17 protein-coding genes are annotated in these 18,853 nt (G+C 71.1%); 12 read left to right on the top strand and 5 right to left on the bottom strand.

All coding sequences use genetic code 11. The features are described from left to right. Positions 1-19: 19 nt before the first annotated feature. On the top strand, positions 20-763 hold the full coding sequence (locus tag ACN26Z_RS20345) for an alanyl-tRNA editing protein (RefSeq protein WP_093409027.1): 744 nt from the start codon (positions 20-22) through the stop codon (positions 761-763). Positions 764-812: 49 nt separating this feature from the next. On the opposite strand, the gene ACN26Z_RS20340 is transcribed toward ACN26Z_RS20345, so the two are convergent. Genes ACN26Z_RS20340 through ACN26Z_RS20320 form a run of 5 tightly spaced genes read right to left on the bottom strand, consistent with a single transcriptional unit; the run spans position 813 to position 5,346 of the window. Continuing rightward, complete coding sequence (locus tag ACN26Z_RS20340) at positions 813-1,985, bottom strand: hypothetical protein (protein WP_421462858.1); 1,173 nt, start codon at positions 1,983-1,985, stop codon at positions 813-815. Next, the gene (locus ACN26Z_RS20335; protein WP_421462856.1) at positions 1,982-3,163 is read right to left on the bottom strand and encodes a cytochrome P450; all 1,182 of its coding nucleotides are present in this window, start codon (positions 3,161-3,163) and stop codon (positions 1,982-1,984) included. Before ACN26Z_RS20335 ends, ACN26Z_RS20340 begins: the two co-directional genes overlap by 4 nt. A 10-nt stretch (positions 3,164-3,173) precedes the next feature. Further along, positions 3,174-3,866 (bottom strand): RraA family protein, encoded by a 693-nt coding sequence (locus ACN26Z_RS20330; protein WP_282237907.1) that lies wholly within the window; start codon positions 3,864-3,866, stop codon positions 3,174-3,176. Next, positions 3,863-4,132 (bottom strand): acyl carrier protein, encoded by a 270-nt coding sequence (locus ACN26Z_RS20325; protein WP_170863578.1) that lies wholly within the window; start codon positions 4,130-4,132, stop codon positions 3,863-3,865. The genes ACN26Z_RS20330 and ACN26Z_RS20325 overlap by 4 nt, the downstream gene beginning before the upstream one ends. A gap of 14 nt (positions 4,133-4,146) precedes the next feature. Beyond that, positions 4,147-5,346, bottom strand: coding sequence for an aminotransferase class III-fold pyridoxal phosphate-dependent enzyme (locus ACN26Z_RS20320; protein ID WP_421462854.1), 1,200 nt, complete (start codon positions 5,344-5,346; stop codon positions 4,147-4,149). A gap of 855 nt (positions 5,347-6,201) precedes the next feature. On the opposite strand from ACN26Z_RS20320, the gene ACN26Z_RS20315 reads away from it, so the two are divergent. The 11 genes from ACN26Z_RS20315 to ACN26Z_RS20265 are packed head-to-tail and all read left to right on the top strand — an operon-like array spanning position 6,202 to position 18,835. Next, positions 6,202-8,109, top strand: a complete 1,908-nt coding sequence (locus tag ACN26Z_RS20315) for a KedN5 family methylcobalamin-dependent radical SAM C-methyltransferase (RefSeq protein ID WP_396885625.1) — start codon at positions 6,202-6,204, stop codon at positions 8,107-8,109. A gap of 33 nt (positions 8,110-8,142) precedes the next feature. Further along, positions 8,143-9,126 carry a methyltransferase gene (locus ACN26Z_RS20310; RefSeq protein WP_421462852.1) on the top strand — a complete coding sequence of 328 codons (984 nt, stop codon included), beginning with the start codon at positions 8,143-8,145 and terminating at the stop codon, positions 9,124-9,126. 2 nt (positions 9,127-9,128) lie between these two features. Continuing rightward, positions 9,129-10,172, top strand: coding sequence for a methyltransferase (locus tag ACN26Z_RS20305; protein ID WP_282237911.1), 1,044 nt, complete (start codon positions 9,129-9,131; stop codon positions 10,170-10,172). Between the two features lie 20 nt (positions 10,173-10,192). After that, the gene (locus ACN26Z_RS20300; RefSeq protein WP_421462850.1) at positions 10,193-12,076 is read left to right on the top strand and encodes an ABC transporter ATP-binding protein; all 1,884 of its coding nucleotides are present in this window, start codon (positions 10,193-10,195) and stop codon (positions 12,074-12,076) included. Continuing rightward, positions 12,073-13,863 (top strand): ATP-binding cassette domain-containing protein, encoded by a 1,791-nt coding sequence (locus tag ACN26Z_RS20295; RefSeq protein WP_093409003.1) that lies wholly within the window; start codon positions 12,073-12,075, stop codon positions 13,861-13,863. The genes ACN26Z_RS20300 and ACN26Z_RS20295 overlap by 4 nt, the downstream gene beginning before the upstream one ends. Further along, positions 13,860-15,347, top strand: coding sequence for a condensation domain-containing protein (locus ACN26Z_RS20290; protein ID WP_421462848.1), 1,488 nt, complete (start codon positions 13,860-13,862; stop codon positions 15,345-15,347). The genes ACN26Z_RS20295 and ACN26Z_RS20290 overlap by 4 nt, the downstream gene beginning before the upstream one ends. Next, positions 15,344-16,219 (top strand): diiron oxygenase, encoded by an 876-nt coding sequence (locus ACN26Z_RS20285; protein WP_093408997.1) that lies wholly within the window; start codon positions 15,344-15,346, stop codon positions 16,217-16,219. Before ACN26Z_RS20290 ends, ACN26Z_RS20285 begins: the two co-directional genes overlap by 4 nt. Further along, positions 16,216-17,073: an aminoacyl--tRNA ligase-related protein gene (locus ACN26Z_RS20280; protein ID WP_421462846.1), complete on the top strand. Its 858-nt coding sequence runs from the start codon at positions 16,216-16,218 to the stop codon at positions 17,071-17,073. Before ACN26Z_RS20285 ends, ACN26Z_RS20280 begins: the two co-directional genes overlap by 4 nt. Then, complete coding sequence (locus ACN26Z_RS20275) at positions 17,066-18,064, top strand: NAD(P)H-dependent flavin oxidoreductase (RefSeq protein ID WP_421462844.1); 999 nt, start codon at positions 17,066-17,068, stop codon at positions 18,062-18,064. The genes ACN26Z_RS20280 and ACN26Z_RS20275 overlap by 8 nt, the downstream gene beginning before the upstream one ends. Beyond that, positions 18,061-18,615: a holo-ACP synthase gene (locus ACN26Z_RS20270; RefSeq protein ID WP_421462842.1), complete on the top strand. Its 555-nt coding sequence runs from the start codon at positions 18,061-18,063 to the stop codon at positions 18,613-18,615. Before ACN26Z_RS20275 ends, ACN26Z_RS20270 begins: the two co-directional genes overlap by 4 nt. After that, positions 18,608-18,835 carry an acetyl xylan esterase gene (locus ACN26Z_RS20265; protein ID WP_093408987.1) on the top strand — a complete coding sequence of 76 codons (228 nt, stop codon included), beginning with the start codon at positions 18,608-18,610 and terminating at the stop codon, positions 18,833-18,835. The genes ACN26Z_RS20270 and ACN26Z_RS20265 overlap by 8 nt, the downstream gene beginning before the upstream one ends. Positions 18,836-18,853: the final 18 nt, after the last annotated feature.

Genomic DNA, 18,853 nt, shown 5'->3' with positions numbered 1-18,853 from the left:
GTCGCCCTCCCATCAACCTATGGGTATTGATCACCACGGCCGGACCCAACGGCTGGACTGGGCAGACGTCACACTCCGCGAATGGGACTGCACGGTCCTGTGGTCGGATCCGGCGGATCCCGACCAGGGCATCGTGCTGGACCGGTCCGCGTTCTACCCTGGCGGTGGCGGTCAGCCGCCGGACCACGGCGTGCTGATCTGGCAGGGTGTGCAGACGCGGATCGTCGGCACCCGCAAGGGCGACGACCTCTACCTGTTGCCCGCGCCGGGGGACCCGGTGCCCCCGGTCGGCACCACGGTGACCGGTGCGATCGACGACGACCGCCGTAGCTCGCTGATGCGTACGCACTCGGGTCTGCACGTGCTCTGTGGCACCGTCTTCCGCGACTTCAACGTGCTGGTGACCGGCAGCAACATGGAGCCCGGCGAGGCCCGGATGGACTTCAACCTGCCGGAGATCCCGCCGGGCTTCAAACAGAGCCTGGAGGATGCGGTGAACGCCGAGATCGCCGCGGACCGCAAGATCGTGGTGCGGATGCTCTCCCGGGAAGAGGCGAACGCAACGCCCGACCTGGTACGGACCCAGTTCAAGGCACCGCCGGAGCTGCCCGAGGTGCGGGTGGTGGACATTGTCGGGCTCGATGTGCAGGCCGACGGGGGCACTCACGTGGCGTCGACCGGTCAGATCGGCCGGGTGACCGTCACCAAGGTCGAGAGCAAGGGTCGGCAGAACCGGCGGGTCCGGATCAAACTGAGTTCCTGACCTGCGGGGCTGGGCCGGTGTCGTGACCACCGGCCCGGCCGCACACCGGTCAGCGGGCGTCGGGCAGTTCGCGCCGCAGGATCGCGGGCCACTGCTGCGGGTCGTCGCCGAGGTAGCCGTGGATCCAGTGCAGCCAGCGGTCCATGCCGAAGCCGACACACGCCGACGACGCCGTCGCTCCGGTGGCTTCGGTCATCGCGAAGCCCTGGCCGAAGTGCTGCTGGTGCAGGTTGACCGAGCTGACCGCGACCGCGGCTCCGCTGCCCGCCATCCGTCCGCACACCTCCTGCTTGAGATCCCAGGTGCTCTGGTAGCTGGCGAGGTCGGCACGGCTGTCGGTGAAGAACGGGTCGTTGGCCGAGCCGATCCGTGCCGGCAGCCCCAGTTCCCGGACCACCTCGGTGAGATCGGCGAGTGCCCGGTCGCGGAACCGGCGGGCACCGGCCCGGTCACCCACGTAGATCACCTCGCGCATGTCGAAGGACCAGAGCCGGGTGACCTCGTCCGTGGTGCCGGCCTCGTACCGACCGCACGACTGACGGGCGGTGGCGATCAGCGGCTCGGTGAGCCGGGTGCCGCTGAGCGCGGCGAACAGGTGCAGGCACACGGTCGGTGCCACGGCCACCGGCGCCTCCCGCAGCTCGGCACGGCGGTCGGCGGTGGTGCGGGCCCGGGCGAACCGGTCCAGCGCCGGCAGGTCGGAGGCCACCACCGCGCAGGTGGTCAGGTGCTGCGGGAAGGTGCGGGCGTAACCGGCCCGCTCGATGGTCTCCCAGGCGACCAGGTGGGGGACCAGGTACTCGTCGGCACCCCAGCCCCGGGCCAGGCGGAGAAACAGGGCGTCCAGGGCGCGGACGAGCCGGGCGGGACCTGGACCGTGCACGGCCAGGCCGGGCCCGACGGCGACGCGATCCGGGCGGTCCTCGGCGCCGGTGACCGGCGTCACGTCGGCGGACCAGGAGTCGTACACGATCCGGGCCTGCCGGTCCGGCACGACGCGGGCCCGCTCCAGGGCCTCGGTCAGTCGCTGACCGATTTTCTCTGCCGCGTTGTCGTCGACGTGGTAGACCACTGTGAGCTGGTCGGCGTGATCACATTCCCATGACCATGCCTCGTCCAGGCAGTAGGGGAGCAGATCGTCGAAACACCGTCGGCCGTCCGGCGTGAGGCGGACGTCGGCCTGCCACACCCTCGGTGCCGGCGTCACGATCGGGGCGCTCATCGTCGACTCCGGGGCCGGCAGTCCAGGCGCAGGCCGCTGGCGGCGCGGAAGCCCCGCCCGCGTACCGGAGGGACGGGACCGAGCGGGTGCACCTCGGCCACCCGCTCGACCAGCGCCTCCAGCACGACTTCCAGCTCGGCCTGGGCGAGACCCATGCCGAGGCAGACGTGCCGGCCGGCGCCGAAGGCGAGAGACGGTCGGTCCCGGCGGGTGTGATCGAACCGGTGCGGGTCCGGATAGATCCCCGGGTCGCGGTTGGCGGCGGCCAGGCAGACCTGGACCGGAGTGGCCCGTGGAATCGGTACTCCGGCCAACTCGACGTCGGCAGCCGCGAACCGCAGCGTCACGTGCAGTGGTGGCTCGTGCCGCAGCGTCTCGGCGACGACCGCTGGGATCAGCGCCGGGTCGGCGGCGACCCCCGCGTACAGCGCGGGATCCGCGGCCAGCCGGGCGAACAGATTGTTGATCGCCGCTGCGGTCGTCTCGGTGCCCGCGGCCAGCAGCAGGATCGCGTTGTTGACGACGTCCGCCTCCGTCAGCACCTCGTCGGCGGCGAGGACGGCGAGGATGCCTCCGTCATCCGTGCCGGCGGCGATCCGGCTGCGGAAGTACGCGGCGAGTTCCCGCCGCCGCTGCACCACCGCCGCCAGCGGAACCGGCGCGTGGTCGACGTATTCGACGAGCGGCCGCATCGCCTCGTGCAGCCACTCGGCGTCCCCGTCGGGCAGCCCCATGAAGCGGCACACGACCCGCATCGGCAAAGCGGTGGCCAGCCGGTCGGCGAGGTCCGGGCGGGCGTCGGCCAGCAGGTCGTCAAGCGTCGCCGCGGCCAGTGGAGCGATGATGTCGCGGGCGAACGCGGCCACCTTCCGGGGGCGCAGGACTCCGGCCGTGGCCGCCCGAGCCCGGGTGTGCGCCGATCCTTCCTGGTCGAGCATGGACGGCCCGAAGGCCCGTCGGCTGGTGCGGAACGGGTGGTAGACGGTGAAGTCCGGCGAGGTGACGACCCGGCGGACCAGGTCGTACCCGACCACGAAGTACGACTCCAGGGCGGGGACGTACGACACGGGTTGGTGCTCGCGGTGCCAGTCGTACAGCGGCCAGGGGTTGGTCTGGAAGACCGGGTCGGCGAAGTTCAGCTCACCGGCCGGCCCGGCGGTCAGATCGACCGTCGGCATGGAACCCTCCTCAGGGTGTGAAGCCCAGGTCGCCGGTGCCGTCCAGGAAGTCGTCCAGGTGGGTCAGGTCGGCGAGGGTTTTTCCGTCGTGCTGCATGGCCTCCTTCAGTGCCTCCTCGCGGTCGCGAAGGACCGCGCCCGCGGCGAACACCGCGCCGACGCGGTCGGCGGGGAGCAGCAGGAAGCCGTCCGGGTCACCGAACAGCCAGTCGCCGGGGCGAACCGCGGTGCCGGCCACCTCGACGGTCTGCGGCAGGTCGATGGCGCGCTGACTGGTGGTGCGCGCCGACACGAACGTCACCTGCGTGGAGAAGACCGGCACGTCGATGGCGGCGAGGTCGGTCAGGTCGCGTACGGCGCCGTCGACCACGATCCCGCCGAGCCGTTGCACCGCCGCGGAGGTGAGGAAGATGTCGCCGACGATCGCCTCGGAGCGCGTGACGGTGTTGTGGATGAACAGCACGTGCCCGGGCGGTGTCTGTGCCAGTGCCTGCAACGCCGGGAGCATGTCGTCGGTCGTGGCCACCGGGAAGACCGGCCCGCAGACGCGTGGCCGGCCGTTGCGCGGCACCGCCGGCAGGTGCAGCGGCGCCACGAACTCGGGCGCGGCGTCCGCGAGCTGGGCACAGCCGACGGTCGCGAAGCGACGGCGGATCCGGTTGATGTGTTCCTCGTCGGTGGGTCGCTGCTCGGTGACGGTCATACCCGTTCTTCCGTTCCGGCGACGACGTCGTACAGGCCGCGGAGGGTGTAGAAGGTCTCCAGCTCGTGGTCGGCGAGATCGACCGCCACGCCGGTGGTCTCCTCGACGAAGACGATCATCCGGATCATCGAGAAGGAGTTGACCAACCCGAGGTCGAACAGGTTGTCGTCCGGGTCTATGTCGGCGGGCGGGGCGGTGGTGCCCGCCTCGGACGCGGTTCGGGTCAGGAACCCGACAACCTCACGGTAGAACTGCTCTCGCTCCATCTGCTGCCTCCCGGTCATCCGTTGAGTACGTTCCACAGCGTGTCCACGCCGCCGCGCAGTTGATCAGCCGGCACCGTCAGCGGCGGTGCGATCCGGATCCGTTCGCCGTGCCGGCCACCGGCGAACACCAGGACGCCCGCCTCGAAGGCGGCCGCCACCACCGCACGGCTGGTCCGTGCGGTCGGCCGGAAGGACAGCGCCGGGCCGGTGACGTGCACCTCGTCGGCGAGCCCGGCGGCGGTGAGGCGGTCGGCCAGATCCCGCAGCGGACGCTCGACGGTGGCAGCCATCGCGGCTACGTCGTTGCTGTCGAGGTAGGCCGCGACCGCGACCGCCGCGGCCGGGCCCATGGTCCCGGTCTGGAAGGTGTGCGCGAGGTAGACGGCGGCCGCGTCCCGCTCCAGGTGTTGTTTGTAGACCACGGCGGAGAGCGGGTACATCCCGTTGGTCAGTGACTTGCTGAACAACACCACGTCCGGGTCGAGGCCGGCGGCGGCGGACGGGCTGAAGGGGCCGTGCCGGTGGAAGCCGCACTGGATCTCGTCGGCGATCAGCAGCACCCCGGCGGAGCGGGCCGACTCGGAGAGCTGGCGCAGCCAGTCCACGTCGAGCGGCACGTAACCGTTGGCGCCCTGCACCGGTTCGTAGATGACGCAGGAGACGTCGGTCCAGTCGTCGGGGACCTCGCCGGGAGTGAGGTGCCCGACCTCTGTGTTGAGCAGCTCGACGAATCCGGTGTCCTGAAGGGAGAACTCCCGCTGGACGGTGGTGACGGCGGCTGCGTCGACGCCCAGGCCGTGGAAGGCACCGCGTACGCCCAGCACCCGGCCGGGCCGGTGCCGGCGGGCCAGGGCCAACGCGGTGGAGACCGCGAAACTGCCGCCGATCTGGAACAGCACCCGCCGGTCGGCGGTGCCACCGATTCGGCGGCACAGCCAACGAGCGATCAGTTCGGCGTCGGCGGTCTGGAAGGGAGCGGCGAGGTCCGACGGTCGTCGCAGCGCCTCCACGATGGCCGGATTGCGATGTCCGAAGTTGACCGCGGCGAACGCGGACATGAAGTCGGTGCAGGACCGTATCCGCCCGGCCGGGTCGGCCAACCGTAACGTCGCGTTCTCGGCGTCGACGAGGAGATACCGGCCTGGTAGGACGCCGCCTTCGTCGAGGCGGCTGAGGTACGAGGTGGTCTCACGGTCCAGTACGGCGTTGCTCACAGGCTCAAACTCCTCGGAGAGGTCCCGGGACGCAGGTGCACGCGGCGACGCGTGGATGCCGGCGACGCTGAAGCGCAGCAACCGGCGGACGGCTCAGCGGCTGGACCCCGACGGTCCGCAGCTGGGCAGGGCACGTTTTGCCGGCTGAGGTCGACGCAGAGCTTGGGCCGCACCTGTCGCCGGCGCGGATTGCGCGCCTGGCCGGTGCGAGGAGATGACCGCCCGTTATGAACGCGAAGTCGTGGTGTTTCCCCCGATCCACCCGAACACGCGACAGACGCTAGACCAACCCGGCGCGCACGGTCAACCGAAATGCTGTCGCATTTCCGCGCCGGTCTTCCTTCCGCCGAGCGCCTCGTGGTGGTCGTCTGCGCGCCGCCACTGTTGAAAGATCTAGATTGCTGCCGCATCGCTGGCGGGCGGTTGTCGACGAGGACTGGGGAGTGCCGTCCGGACGTTTCCGTTCCAGCATGCGGACAGCTAATGCTGACAGAGCCACAGGTGGGGGCGTATGGGCGGTCCGGAGAACGTCGGCAGCATTGACACCCGTCAGGGGGCTGTCTCACCATGGGAGCGCGCCCACGGCCGGCCATCGCTCGCCCGTGAGCGCAGAAGTGCTGGTCGCCGATGGGAAACAGGCAGCCGGTGCCGAACAACGGGGGATTGCTGCAAACGCGTCGCGACGATCTCGTGGCCGGGTGTACGCGCCTCCGTGTCGGTGAGCGCCACCCACTCTCCAACTCCGTTCTGACCGTCGTGCCTATTGGGCCGCGCGGTCCGCGGTGAACGGCTGTGAGTTGTGCCCGATGAGGAGTTCGCGTGCCCGTTGACAGTGCCAAACGGCAGGTTTGGCTCGTGCAGCAAGGCGTTTGGGACACGCCGATGGAATCCATGCCCCTCGCCGCCGGCTACCTCAAGGCCACCGCGCTCGCCGACGAACGGATTGCGCGGGAGACCGAGATAGAGATTCGCAATTACCGCGGCGGGATGAAGCTTTCCGCGCTCTCCCAAGATCTATTTCGGGACGGCGCGCCCGATGTCCTGGCGTTCTCCGTGCTCGGTTGGAACTACCGGGAGTTCGGGGTCCTGGCGGAGACGTTCAAGCAGCTTCGCCCGGACGGCTGGGTGATCTTCGGCGGCACCCACGTGGCCAACCGCGCCCAGCGGACCTTCGCGATGGTTCCCGAGGTCGACGTGGTGGTCAACGGCGAGGGCGAGTTCGTCTTCACCGAGCTGGTCACCGCCTACCTCGACGGGCGCTCGCCGCGGTCGCTGGGCGACATCGACGGAATCTCCTTCCAGGATCCGGACGGTGCGGTGGTGACCACGCCGGACCGTCCGCGCCTGGAGGACCTGGACGTCATCCCGTCGCCCCTGCTGACCGGGGCCATCCCACTGCTCGACGACGCCGGCGAGTTCCGGTACGACGTCGCCCTGATGGAGACCAACCGGGGCTGCCCGTACAAGTGCTCGTTCTGCTACTGGGGCGGTGCGGTAGGCCAGCGGGTGCGGGCCTTCTCCCGCCAGCGTCTCCGCGACGAGCTGGAGTTCCTCGCCCAGCACAAGGTGCACACGGTGGTGCTCTGCGACGCCAACTTCGGCATGCTGCCGATCGACGCGGAGTTCGTCGCGGATCTGCTGGAGATTCGTGAGCGTTACGGGTACCCGCGCACGCTGGAGACGTCCTGGGCCAAGAACAAGTCGAAGGTCTTCTACCAGATCGTCCGGGACATGAAGAACGCCGGGATGCGCAGCTCGTTCACCCTGGCCCTGCAGACCCTCTCCGACGACGCCCTCAAGCTGATGAACCGCCGCAACATGAAGGTCAACGACTGGCGCGACCTCGTCGAGTGGCTCAAGGCCGAGGAACTGGACTGCTACGCGGAGCTGATCTGGGGAGCCCCGGGAGAGAGCCTGCAGTCGTTCCTGCGTGGCTACGACCGCCTCGCCGAACACGTGTCCCGGATCGCCGTCTATCCGATGCTCCTGCTGCCGAACACCGAGTACTTCGACAAGAAGGACGCGTACGGGTTCGTGACCGTGCGCGGCGACACCGACGACTTCGAGTACGTCCTGGCCCACCACACCATGCCGCTGCGGGAGAATCTCGAGGCCCGCCGGTTCATCTTCTACGCCCGGGTGCTGGCGGAGAACCTGGTGCTGCGGCACGTGTGGGCGCCGGCCCGGGTGTACGCCGGGCTCAGCCAGTCCACGTTGCTGCTGAACTTCGCCGACTGGTTGGAGCGTCAGGACGACGCCGACTCGGCGCCGCTGCGGGAGGCGGCCGCCAACGCCGCCGCCGAGTTCGGCGCGGTCAGTCCGGCGCTGGTCTACATGTACGGCGATCCACGTGCCAAGACGGTGCTCAGCCGGTGGTGGCAGGAGGCGGTTCGTCCGCTGGTGCCGGAGTCGGCCCGCCGGTGCCTGGACGAGGCATTCCGGTACGACATCGTCACCCAGCCCACCTGTGCCGAGCCGGGCAGCCTGGAAGCGGCCGGGTTGGATCTGGTCGACATCGACGGCGAGGCCTTCCTGCGCGGCGCGCCGGTCGAGTTCGAGTTCGACGTGCCGCGCCTGGTGGAGGCGATCGGACGTGGCGAGACGGTGCCGATCGAACCACGGCGACTGGTCACCTCCTTCTACTACAAGGTGGGTTTCGCCGCATTCGTGGCCACCACGAATCACGAACAGTCGGCGTACTTCCTCGGCCGGCCAGAGCGCGACGTCCTGGGCGGCCAGCTGGTCCAGGACGTAGCCGGATGACTTGAGCGATCGGAGAGACATATGGACCTGGGTATGCGGCACGTGACGCAGCTGACCGTCGGCACCTGGCAGGCGGAGGTGCTCTACACCCTCGCCGAGCTGGACGTCTTCACCGCGCTCGCCGACCAGCCGGCCACCGCGGCGGAGCTGGCCGCCGCCCATGGGTGGCACCCGGAAGCCACCGAGGCGGTACTCGACGCCGGCGTGGCACTGCGGTTGCTGAGCCGTACCGGAGCGGTGTACGCCAACACCGAGCTGTCCCGCCGGCTGCTCACCGGGGACACCGACGAATGCCTGGTCGAGTGGGTACGAACCATGGGCCGCTGGGCCCGGGCCTGGGCGCGGCTGACCGACGTGGTCCGCAACGGCGGGCCGGCCCTGGGCCACGACATTCGGCTGACCGAGGACCCGGCCTACCTCGCCGACCTGGAGGTCGGGTTCTTCCGGTACGCCACCCGGCTCGCCGAGGAACTGGCCGTGTGCGTACCGGGCCCGCTGGAGGGTGCACTCGTCGATCTCGGCGGGGGCTGCGGCGCGTACTCGATGGCGCTGTGCCGGCGGCATCCCGGGCTCACCTCCGTCATCTGGGAACTGCCGGACGCGGTGCCGCTGGCCAGCAAGGTGATCGCCGAACACGGGATGGCCGACCGGGTCAGCGTGGTGGGGCGCGACTACACCGGGGAGGAGTACGGCACCGGCCTCGCCGCCGTGCTCATGTCCAACATGCTGCACTCCGAGCGGCGGGAGACCGCCGCCGACATGCTCCGGCGGGCGCACCGGGCGCTCGCGCCGGGCGGCCGGCTGATCGTCAACGGCAACCTGCTCAACGAGGACCGCACCGGGCCCCTGTTCTCCGCGCTGCACAACGTCTCGTCGATGGTGCTGTGGGAGGGCGGACGGGACTTCAGCGTGGCCGAGCTCAGCCGGCTGATCATTGACAACGGCTTCGGTGAGCCTCAGGTGGAGCCGATCGCCGGGGCCTCGTCACACGTGCTGATCGCACGCAAGCCGGAGTGACGGTGCGCCACGAGACGGTCGTCACCGATCCCACTGAGCTGTACCGGCTCCGCGACGGCGTGTACGCCGCCGACCTGCTCATCGTGGTCGTCGCGGAGCTGGACCTGTTCACCTGGCTCGACAGGTACGAGCGCGAGCACGACGACCCGGCCGGGATCGAGCAGGTGTGCGGGGCGCATCACCTCGACCCACGGGCGGCCGACGTGACGATCACCTACCTCGTCGCGCGGGGGCTGCTGGTCCGCGTCGGCGACCGGATCGTGCCGACCAGGGTTGCCCGGGACCACCTGGTCGCCGGTTCGCCGTACGACCTGCGGGCCTACTACGCCTCGCTGCGGGAGCGGCCCACCTGCCGGGATCTGCTCGCGGTCCTTCGTTCCGGACGCCCTGCGGCGTGGGCCGGCGCCGGTGGCCAAGAGGTGTGGTCGGATCGGCTGGCGTCGCCGGAGTTCGCCGCTTCGATCACCGCCGCGATGGACGCGCGGGGCGCGTATCTGGGCCCGGCCCTGGCCGAAGCGATCGCGGACCTGCCCGCACGCGCGGTCCTGGATGTGGGCGGTGGCTCCGGAATCTACGGCTCCGCGCTGGTGGAGCGACTGCCTGGTCTGCGGGTCGATGTCTTCGAACGGCCGCCGGTGGACGACGTCGCCCGCACCCTGCTGGCCACGCGCGGCCACGCGGACCGGGTCGGTGTCGTGGCCGGCGACATGTTCGCCGGCCTGCCCGGTGAGTACGACGCCCACCTGTACTCGCACGTGCTGCACGACTGGGGAGCCGGCGAGGTCCGCCGGCTGCTGGCGAACTCCGCCGCCGCCCTGCCGCCCGGCGGCTGGCTCGTGGTGCACGACACCCATATCGACGATGAACGATCAGGGCCGTTGCCGGTGGCGGAGTACTCGGTGCTGCTCATGCACTCGACCCCCGGCAAGTGCTGGTCCGTGGCGGAGCTGCGCGGCATGTTCGCCGAGGCCGGCTTCGACTACGTGGACTGTCGGCCGACCGCAGCCGACCGCACCGCCGTCATCGGTCGGCGGGCCCGCCGATGACCGAGAGAAAGGTGGCGGCCGTGTCGCCCACCCTGACCGAACGCGTACGCGGTTGGACGCGGCCGACCCGGGAACGCTGGTCGGCCATCTTCCGGCTGCTACCCCGGGCCGGCGCCTCAGTGATCATCGCTGCGGTCCTGCTCAACCTGGCGATCGGCGTGCTGCCGATGGCCTTCATCATCTGGACCGGCCAGGTGCTCGGTGACCTGCCGGCAGTCGCCGGTGGGACTCCGGACGCCTGGCGCACCGTCGTGCTCAGCCTGACGATCGCGGTGGCCGCCTTCGTTCTCCAGCAGATCCTGGTGCCGTTCCAGTCGGCTCTGGGCGAGGTGGTGATCCGGCGGGTGGACGGCTTCTGCGCCGGGCGGCTGGGCCGCGCCGCCCTTGCCGAAGCCCCGATCGCGGTGCTGGAGCGACCCGACATCAGCGGGCTGCTCGGTGAGGCGCGGGGCGGCTACGACCGGGTGCTGCCCACGCCGGGTGACGCGGTCGCGGGCGCGCTGGCGTTGATCGCGCGGTACAGCCAGCTCGCCGGTGCGGTCATCCTGGTCGGGTTCGTGCTCTCGGTACCCGCTGCGCTGCTGATCGGGGCGACCGCGTTGATCGTCCGGTACGGCCAGCGTGGTTCCCTCGGCCGCTTCGGCGCGCTCTGGGTCAGTCTGCTGCCGAGCCGGCAGCGGGTGATGTATCTGCGCTCCTTCGGCACCAGCACCAAGGTGGCCAAGGAGATGCGGATGTTCGGGCTGCTGGAGTGGTACCAGCGCCGGCATCGGGACGACTCACGTTCCTACCTGGATCCGCTGTGGGTCGGCCGGCGGCGGATCCTGCTGCGCCCGTTCCTCGCGTACGCCGCCGTCGCGCTGGTCGGCGGCGCGACGGTGCTGTACTGGCTGGCCGGTGCCGCCGGCAGCGGCACGCTGACGCTCACGCAGCTGGGTATCGCCATCCAGGGGGTGCTGATCCCGATCCGGTTCGGGGTGTTCTTCCCGGAGTCGGACGTGCAGACCCAGTACGGCATGCAGGCGTACCAGGCGCTGACCACGTTCGAGCGGACCGCCGCCGAAGGCCGGGCCGGCGTCGCCGGTGACCTGCCGGTGCCGGCCGGTACGATCGGCCCGATCCGCTTCGACGACGTGGCGTTCCGCTACGGCGAGGCCGGCAGCCCGGTGCTCGACGGAGTCTCCTGCACCCTGCCTGCGGGGCGGAGCACCGCCATCGTCGGGCTCAACGGTGCCGGCAAGACGACGTTGGTCAAGCTGCTGGCCCGGCTCTACGACCCGACCGGCGGGGCGATCTCGGTCGGCGGCGTCGACCTGCGCCAGTACTCACCGCGGGACTGGCAACAACGGCTCGCCGTCATCTTCCAGGACTACGTGCACTACGAGCTGGACGCGGCGGCGAACATCGGCCTGGGCGCGGCGGACCACCTCGACGATCGGGAAGGTCTGCTGGCCGCCGCCCGCCGGGCGGGCGCCGAGGACGTGATCGACGCTCTGCCGCACGGACTGGACACGATCCTGTCCCGGCAGTACGCGGGCGGCACCGACCTCTCCGGTGGCCAGTGGCAACGGATCGCCCTCGCCCGGGCGCTGTTCGCGGTGCGGCACGGCGCGTCCGTCCTGGTGCTCGACGAACCCACCGCCCAACTCGACGTCCGCGCGGAGGTCGAGTTCTACGACCGGTTCCTCGAACTGACCCGCGGACTCACCACAGTGATCATCTCGCACCGGTTCTCGACCGTACGACGCGCCGACCAGATCATCGTCCTGGACGGCGGACGGGTCACCGAGCAGGGCAGCCACGACGAGCTGATGGCGGCCGGCGGCCAGTACGCCGAGCTGTTCCGTCTCCAGGCGCGGCGCTTCTCCGGCGACGACGAGCCGCTCGTGGAGGTGACCGCATGATAGGGCTGTTGCGTACCGCCCGTTTCATGCTGGGCCTGGCGGCCCGCCTGGACCGTGGCCGGCTCATCCGGTCGGGCGTGTTGATGCTCCTGGGCTACGCCGCGACCCCGTTCATCGCGCTGGGCCTGCGGGATCTCACAAACGCCGCGCTGAGCGGCGACGTCTCGGCGGCCACCATCGCCGCGCTCGTCGTCGCGGTGCTGCTCACCTTCGAGCTGATGTTGGGCCACTTCGCGCACCTGTCGTACTTCGAGGTTGGCGAACTGGCCGAGGTGGCCCTCAACGAGGAACTGTTGCGCCACGTCAACGCGGGCCACGGGCTGGAACGGGTGGACGACCCGGAGTTCGCCGACGGCGTGACGATGGTGCAGGAGGAACTGGTCCGCACCCGGGTCGCGCTGGAGGCGGTGCTGCAACTCGGCGGCCTGCTGCTCCAGGTTCTCGTCACGACCGTCGTGCTGGCGATGCTGAATCCGTGGCTGCTCCTGCTGCCCGTCGCGGCTCTTGCGCCGGTGTTCATCGGTAAGCGGGCCCAGGCGACCATCGACGCGGCCAAGGAGAACGCCGCCGAAACCACCCGGCAGGCACGGCACCTGCTGGAACTGGCCACCACTCCGGCCGCGATCAAGGAGATCCGCCTGTTCCACGGCGAGCAGGAACTGCTGCGCCGGCACGAACGGGCCTGGTCGGCGTCGACCCGACTGTTGTGGCGGGCGCACCGCCGGGCGGCGACGCTGCGCTCCGCCGGCCAGTCGGTGTTCGCGCTGGCGTACGGCGGCGCGGTGGTGCTGATCATCTCTCAGGTACGCGACGGGCGCGCCGACGTGGGCGACGTGGTCCTGGTGATCACCCTGGCGGTGCAGGTGGCGGTGCAGGTGGCCAGCGCTCTCAACCTGCTCGCGCTGTTGCAGGGGGTCGGCCGGACCGTGGCCCGGCTGACCCGGCTGCGCCGGTCGACCGGCGCGGCGGCCACCGTGGGCACCGAGTCGTCCGGCGTGGTGCCGGAGCGTCTGAACGACGGCATCGTGCTGGAGAACGTCAGTTTCCACTACCCGGGAACCGACCGTCTCGTGCTCCGCGACATCAACCTGCGGTTGCCGGCCGGGGGTTCGGTTGCCATCGTCGGTGAGAACGGCGCCGGCAAGAGCACGCTGGTCAAGCTCCTCTGCGGGCTGTACCAGCCGGTGTCCGGGCGGATCCTGCTGGACCACGGCGACCTGGCTGACGTGCCGGACGACGAGTGGCGCAAGCGGGTGGCCCCGCTGTTCCAGGACTTCGCGCGCTTCGAACTGCTGGTGCGGGAGAGTGTCGGGCTCGGTGACGTGGCGCGCGTCGAGGACCGCGACGCGGTCGCCGACGCCGTCGACCGGGCCGAGGCCGGCGGCGCGGTGGCCGCGGTGCCGGGTGGTCTGGACGGGCTGCTCGGAAAGGGGTACGGCGACGGCGCGGAGCTTTCCGGCGGTCAGTGGCAACGGCTCGGGCTGGCTCGGACGATGATGCGCGACCGACCGCTGTTGCTGGTGCTCGACGAACCGGCGGCGGCCCTGGACGCGGCCGCCGAACACGCCATCTTCGAACGGTACCGGGACTCCGCCGGGCGGGTGGGCGCCGTCAACGGTGGCGTCACGCTCTTCGTGTCGCACCGGTTCTCCACCGTACGCATGGCGGACCTGATCGTCGTGCTGGACGGTGGCCGGGTGGCCGAGAGTGGCAGCCACGCCGAGCTGATGGCGCGCGGCGGTCTGTACGCGGAGCTGTTCGGCATGCAGGCGCGGGTGTCCACGTGACGGCGTCGATGACCGTGCCGTTCGCCGGCACCCGTACCGCCGAGGCGGCGCTGAGCTGGGGGCAGGAGTCGATCTGGCGGACCGTACGCTGGCTCGACGAGGACGACCCGTACTTCAACATCCCGTACGTGCTGCCGATCGTCGGCGGCCCCGACCTGGACCGGGTCGGTGCCGCGTTGCGCCGGCTGGTGGAGCGGCACGAGGCGCTGCGCACCACGATCGCGGACACTCCGGGCGGTGCCCGACAGACCGTTGTGGCGGCCGGCGAGCTCTGCGTCGACGTGCACGAGGCCGGGGACGACGACGCGCAGGTGGCGCAGCGGGTCGCCGCCGACCTCGCGGCACGCGCCTTCCGGTACGCCGAGGAGCTGCCGTTCCGCTGCGCGGTGGTGCGCCGCGACGGTGTGGCCACCCAGCTGGCGCTGGCCCTGTCGCACCTGGCCGTGGACGCCTGGTCGATCCGGGTGCTCACCGACGACTGGGCCGCCCTGGTCGCCGGCGCGGACCCGGGTGACGTGCCGACGCAGCCGCTGGACCGGGTGGCGTTCGAACGCGACGGCGCCGGCGCCGGTCGGGGTGCCGAGTCGGTGGAGTACTGGGCCCGGACGCTGGCGCAGGCGCCACGGACACTGTTCGACTTCCCGCCACGGGAACCGGAGACGCTACGGTTCGTGCGGGTCGGCATGGAGTCGCCGGCCCTGGCGGTGGCCGCCACGGAGCTCGCGCACCGGTGGGGAGTGAGCACCGCCAGCGTGCTGACCGTGGCCTGTGGCGTCCTGCTCGGGGTGCACACCGGGCACGACCGCGTCGCGCTTCAGCTCATCGTCGCCAACCGGCACGACCGGCGGTTCCGCACCATGGTCGGCCCGGCGGCCCAGGACGGCCTGCTGCTGCTGGATCTGGACGCGGGCTCCTTCGCCGAGACGGTGCGGCGGGGCCACATGCAGGCGATGGCGGCGTACCGGTACGGGCATTACGATCCGGCGGCCGTTCGCCAGTTGCGGGAACAGGCCGGCCTCGTGCGGGGCGCTCCGATGGACCTGTCCGCGTACTTCAACGACATCCGAGCCTCCGGCGTCTGGCCCCGGCTGCCGGCCGCGCCCGACGGCCTACGCGGCCTCAGCTCACGGACCCGCACCTTTGTGGTGGGCTCGCACGCCAAGGTGGACGCCAAGGCGTTCTTCGCCACCGGCGCGGCCCCCGACACCGGCCAGCTGTACCTGCTCGCGGACACCGCCTACCTGGCTCGCGAGACGGCGTTCGCCCTGCTGCGCGCGGTCGAGGAGATCCTGGTCACCGCCGTGGAGGCCGACGATCTGCGGATCTCCGACCTCGCCGCGGTCGCCGGGCTCGCCGTGGTTCGGCGCGGACCCGACTGGACCCGCAGCGGTCCGGACTGGGTACACCTCGACGCGCCCGCCGGAGCATCGCAGGACACGCCCGAGATCGTGCAGAGGTCTTCTACCCCCGGAGGCGCCGTATGACCGCTGTGACCGAACTGACCTGGGACGACGAGATGCGGACCGCGGTGGACCGCCTCACCCACACCGCCGAGGAGAACTACTACAACCCCTACCAGACGTTCGAGTGGCCGGATCACATCGACGAGAGCATTCCGTGGATGAGTGCCGACCTGATGACCGTGCACGGCACCGAGGCGGCCGCCGAACTGTCGTCGGCGCAGCGACTGGCGCTGTCCAAGTGGGAGAGCATCCACTTCTACAGCCTCAACGTGCACGGGATCCGGGACCTGATGACCGAGGTCGTGGCGCGGATACACACGCCCGGATTCGAGATCCCCACCCCGTTCTTCCATCACTTCCTCGGTGAGGAGAACGAGCACATGTGGTTCTTCGCCGAGTTCTGCCTGCGCTACGGCGGGAAGATCTATCCGGACCGGACGATGGCGTTTCCCCGGGAGCCGGCCAGCCCGGTCGTCGACCACTTCATCGTCTTCAGCCGGATCCTCATCTTCGAGATCATCGTCGACTACTTCAACAGCCGGATGGCGGCCGACGCCACTCTGCCGGAGACGATCCGGGCCATCAACCGGGTGCACCACCAGGACGAGTCACGGCACATCGCGTTCGGCTGCCACCTCGTCCGGGTGCTGTTCGACCGGTTGCGGGCCACCTGCGAGCCGGCCGAGGTGGAGCAGGCCCGCCGGTACGTGGCCCGGTACATCGAATCCTCTCTGCACCAGATGTACAGCGTGGACGCCTACCGGGACGCGGGGATCGACCGGCCCGCCGCGTTCCGGCAGCGGCTGTTGGCCGACCCGGGACGCCGAGCGGTGCACGACGCCTTCGCCGGGCGCGCGTACAGCTTCTACCGACGGATCGGGGTGCTGGCATGACCGCGGGCCCGACCGAAGCTCATCTCGGCGCCGTGCCGGCGCTGCGCGACCCGGGCCCCGGGCTGATCGTGCTCGACCCCGACCAGGCTCGCCTCTTTCACCTTCTCGACGGGCTCTTCGTCGGGGTCGCGGAGCGGTTCGGCGCGGCGCCCGTGGTCGGGCCGCCGCTGCTGCCGGCGGCGGACCTCGTCCGGCTCGACTACTTCCGTAACTTTCCGCACCTGGGCGTGCTGGCCGCCCGCCTGACACCCGAGGCGACCGCCGAGGCCGCCGCCGGCGCCGACCCCACCGCGCTGGACACCGTGCCGACCGGCTACCTCCTGCCCTCCGCGACCTGCTACGGGTTGCTCACCGCCATGACGGGCGTCCGCCTCGACGCCCCCGTACGGCTGTCCGCGACCGGCCGATGTTTCCGCAACGAGGAGCGGTTCGAGGGCCTGCGCCGGCTCTGGGGCTTCCACATGCGGGAGATCCTGTTCGTGGGGGACCAGGAGGGTGCCGCCGGGCACCTGAACGTCTCCCGCGAGATGATCCTCGACCTCGCCAACCGGCTCGGCGTGCCGGTGACGGTGGAGGCGGCCAACGATCCGTTCTACGACCGCACCGGTTCCCGGGCCCGGCTGGCCATGCTGGACCCGGTCAAGCACGAGTTCGTCACCGTGGACGGCACCGCCATCGCCTCGGTGAACCGGCATCGCAACTTCTTCGGTGAGCGGCTCGACATCCGGCTCGGTGCCGACAACGCGTACAGCTCGTGCACCGCGTTCGGTGTCGAACGCTGGATTCACGCGATGGTGTGCGCGCACGGGTCGGTGCGCGCTGCGCTGGCGGTCGCGGAGCGGGCCAGTGGCTGACGTCCCGGTCACCGCCGGTGTGCTCGGCGTCCGGCTGCCCCTGGTGCAGGCCGGCATGGGCGGGGTGGCCGGCCCCGCCCTGGCCGCGGCGGTGGCCGAAGCCGGCGCGTTGGGGACGGTGGCGCTGTACCGCGTCGACGCGTCGACCGCCGCCGAGTTGGTCCGCCGCACGGCGGAGAACACCGCGGCCACCTTCGGCGTCAACGTCATCCCGGAGGTTGCCGGGGCGACGCTGCCCGCGCAGGTCGCCGCGGTGCTGGACGCCGCCGACCGAAGACTGGTGATCAACGTGTACGGCCTGCCGCCGTCGTGGCTGATACCCCGGGCGCACGACGCGGGGCACACCGTTCTGGTCCAGGTCGGGTCGGCCGCCGACGCTCAGCGGGCGGCGGCGGACGGCGCCGACGTGCTCGCCGTGCAGGGCGTCGAGGCCGGCGGACACCATCTGGGGGACCGGCCGGTGGCCGATCTGCTGGCCGAGGTGCTGGACCGCGGCGTGTCGGTGCCGGTGCTGGCCGCCGGTGGTATCCAGCGCGCCGACCAGGTCGCGGAGCACCTGCGGGCCGGCGCGGGTGGCTGCCTGTGCGGCACGGCGTTCGTGGTCGCGGCGGAGGCGGCCGCGCATCCGGACTACCAGGCCGCCATCGTGGCGGCCGGCGAGGACGCCACCACCGTCACCGACCGGTTCGCGATCGGCTGGCCGGGTCGTCGGCACCGGGTGCTGCGTTCGGCCGTCACGCAGGCGGCGCAACCGCCGGCCGGCCGCTTCGTCGCCTGGACCACGGTTACCGGCCGGCGGTTGCCGGTGCCGCGCGGGTCCGCCGCCGTGCCGACCGTCGAGACGCAGGGCGGGATCGCCGAGATGGCCCGCTATGCGGGTACCGGCGCCCGGTGGGTGACGGCGGTGGAGCCGGCCGCGGAGATCGTGTCGCGTCTGACGGGCCTGCCGGCCACCGGCGAATCCGTCGCGCGGGTCGGAAGTGCGCTGTGACCCGCACGGTGCCGCCGGGCGCACCGGACGGTCGGGACCTGGCGGGCCGAGGTCCGGGGCTCCGGGATCTGCCGGGCCGGGATCTCGACGGTCGCGGACCGGGGTGTGGGCCTGTCGAGGCACTGCGCCGGCTGGTCGGTGATGCGCCGGAGGTCGGTCTCGACCTGGTCGCGGTCGATCGGGTCCGCCGCGCGATCGACCGCCACGGGGACCGCTGGCTGGCCGACATGTTCACCGGGGCGGAACTGGAGCAGTTGCGACTCGTCCGCGGTGATCTGCCCGAACGGGCGGCCGGCCGGGTCGCCGCCAAGGAGGCGGTCGTCAAGGCGTTGCGCCCGGACGACCTTGTGGCCTGGCACGACATCGAGGTGCTGCGGCTGCCGCACGGCGCTCCGGTCGTGCGGTTGTCCGGCCGGGCCGGGCGGCACGCCGAGTACCGCGGCGTGCGTTCGGTCGCGGTGAGCATCACCCATCAGGACGGCTGGGCCGCGGCGATCGCGGTGGCCTGGTCCGCTGACCCCGACTCGATCGAGGAGTACCCACATGGATGAGATCCGCGAGTGGATCCGGAGCAGGAACCCGTCGCTGACCGGCGACATCGGCGAGGACGACGACCTCATCGAGGCCCGCTTGATCGATTCGCTGGACTTCCTGGATTTCGTCTACCTCCTGGAGGAGGTCTCCGGCAGTCCGATCGACCTGCAGCAGTTGAGCGTCGATGACTTCCGGACACTGGGCCGGATCCGCAAGCGGTTCCTGCCGGCCGAATGAGGCCCGCCGCACGGGGGG

Source organism: Verrucosispora sp. WMMD703, assembly GCF_049178935.1.
GTDB lineage: Bacteria > Actinomycetota > Actinomycetes > Mycobacteriales > Micromonosporaceae > Micromonospora > Micromonospora sediminimaris.
This window is presented reverse-complemented; position numbering and strand designations above follow the sequence as displayed.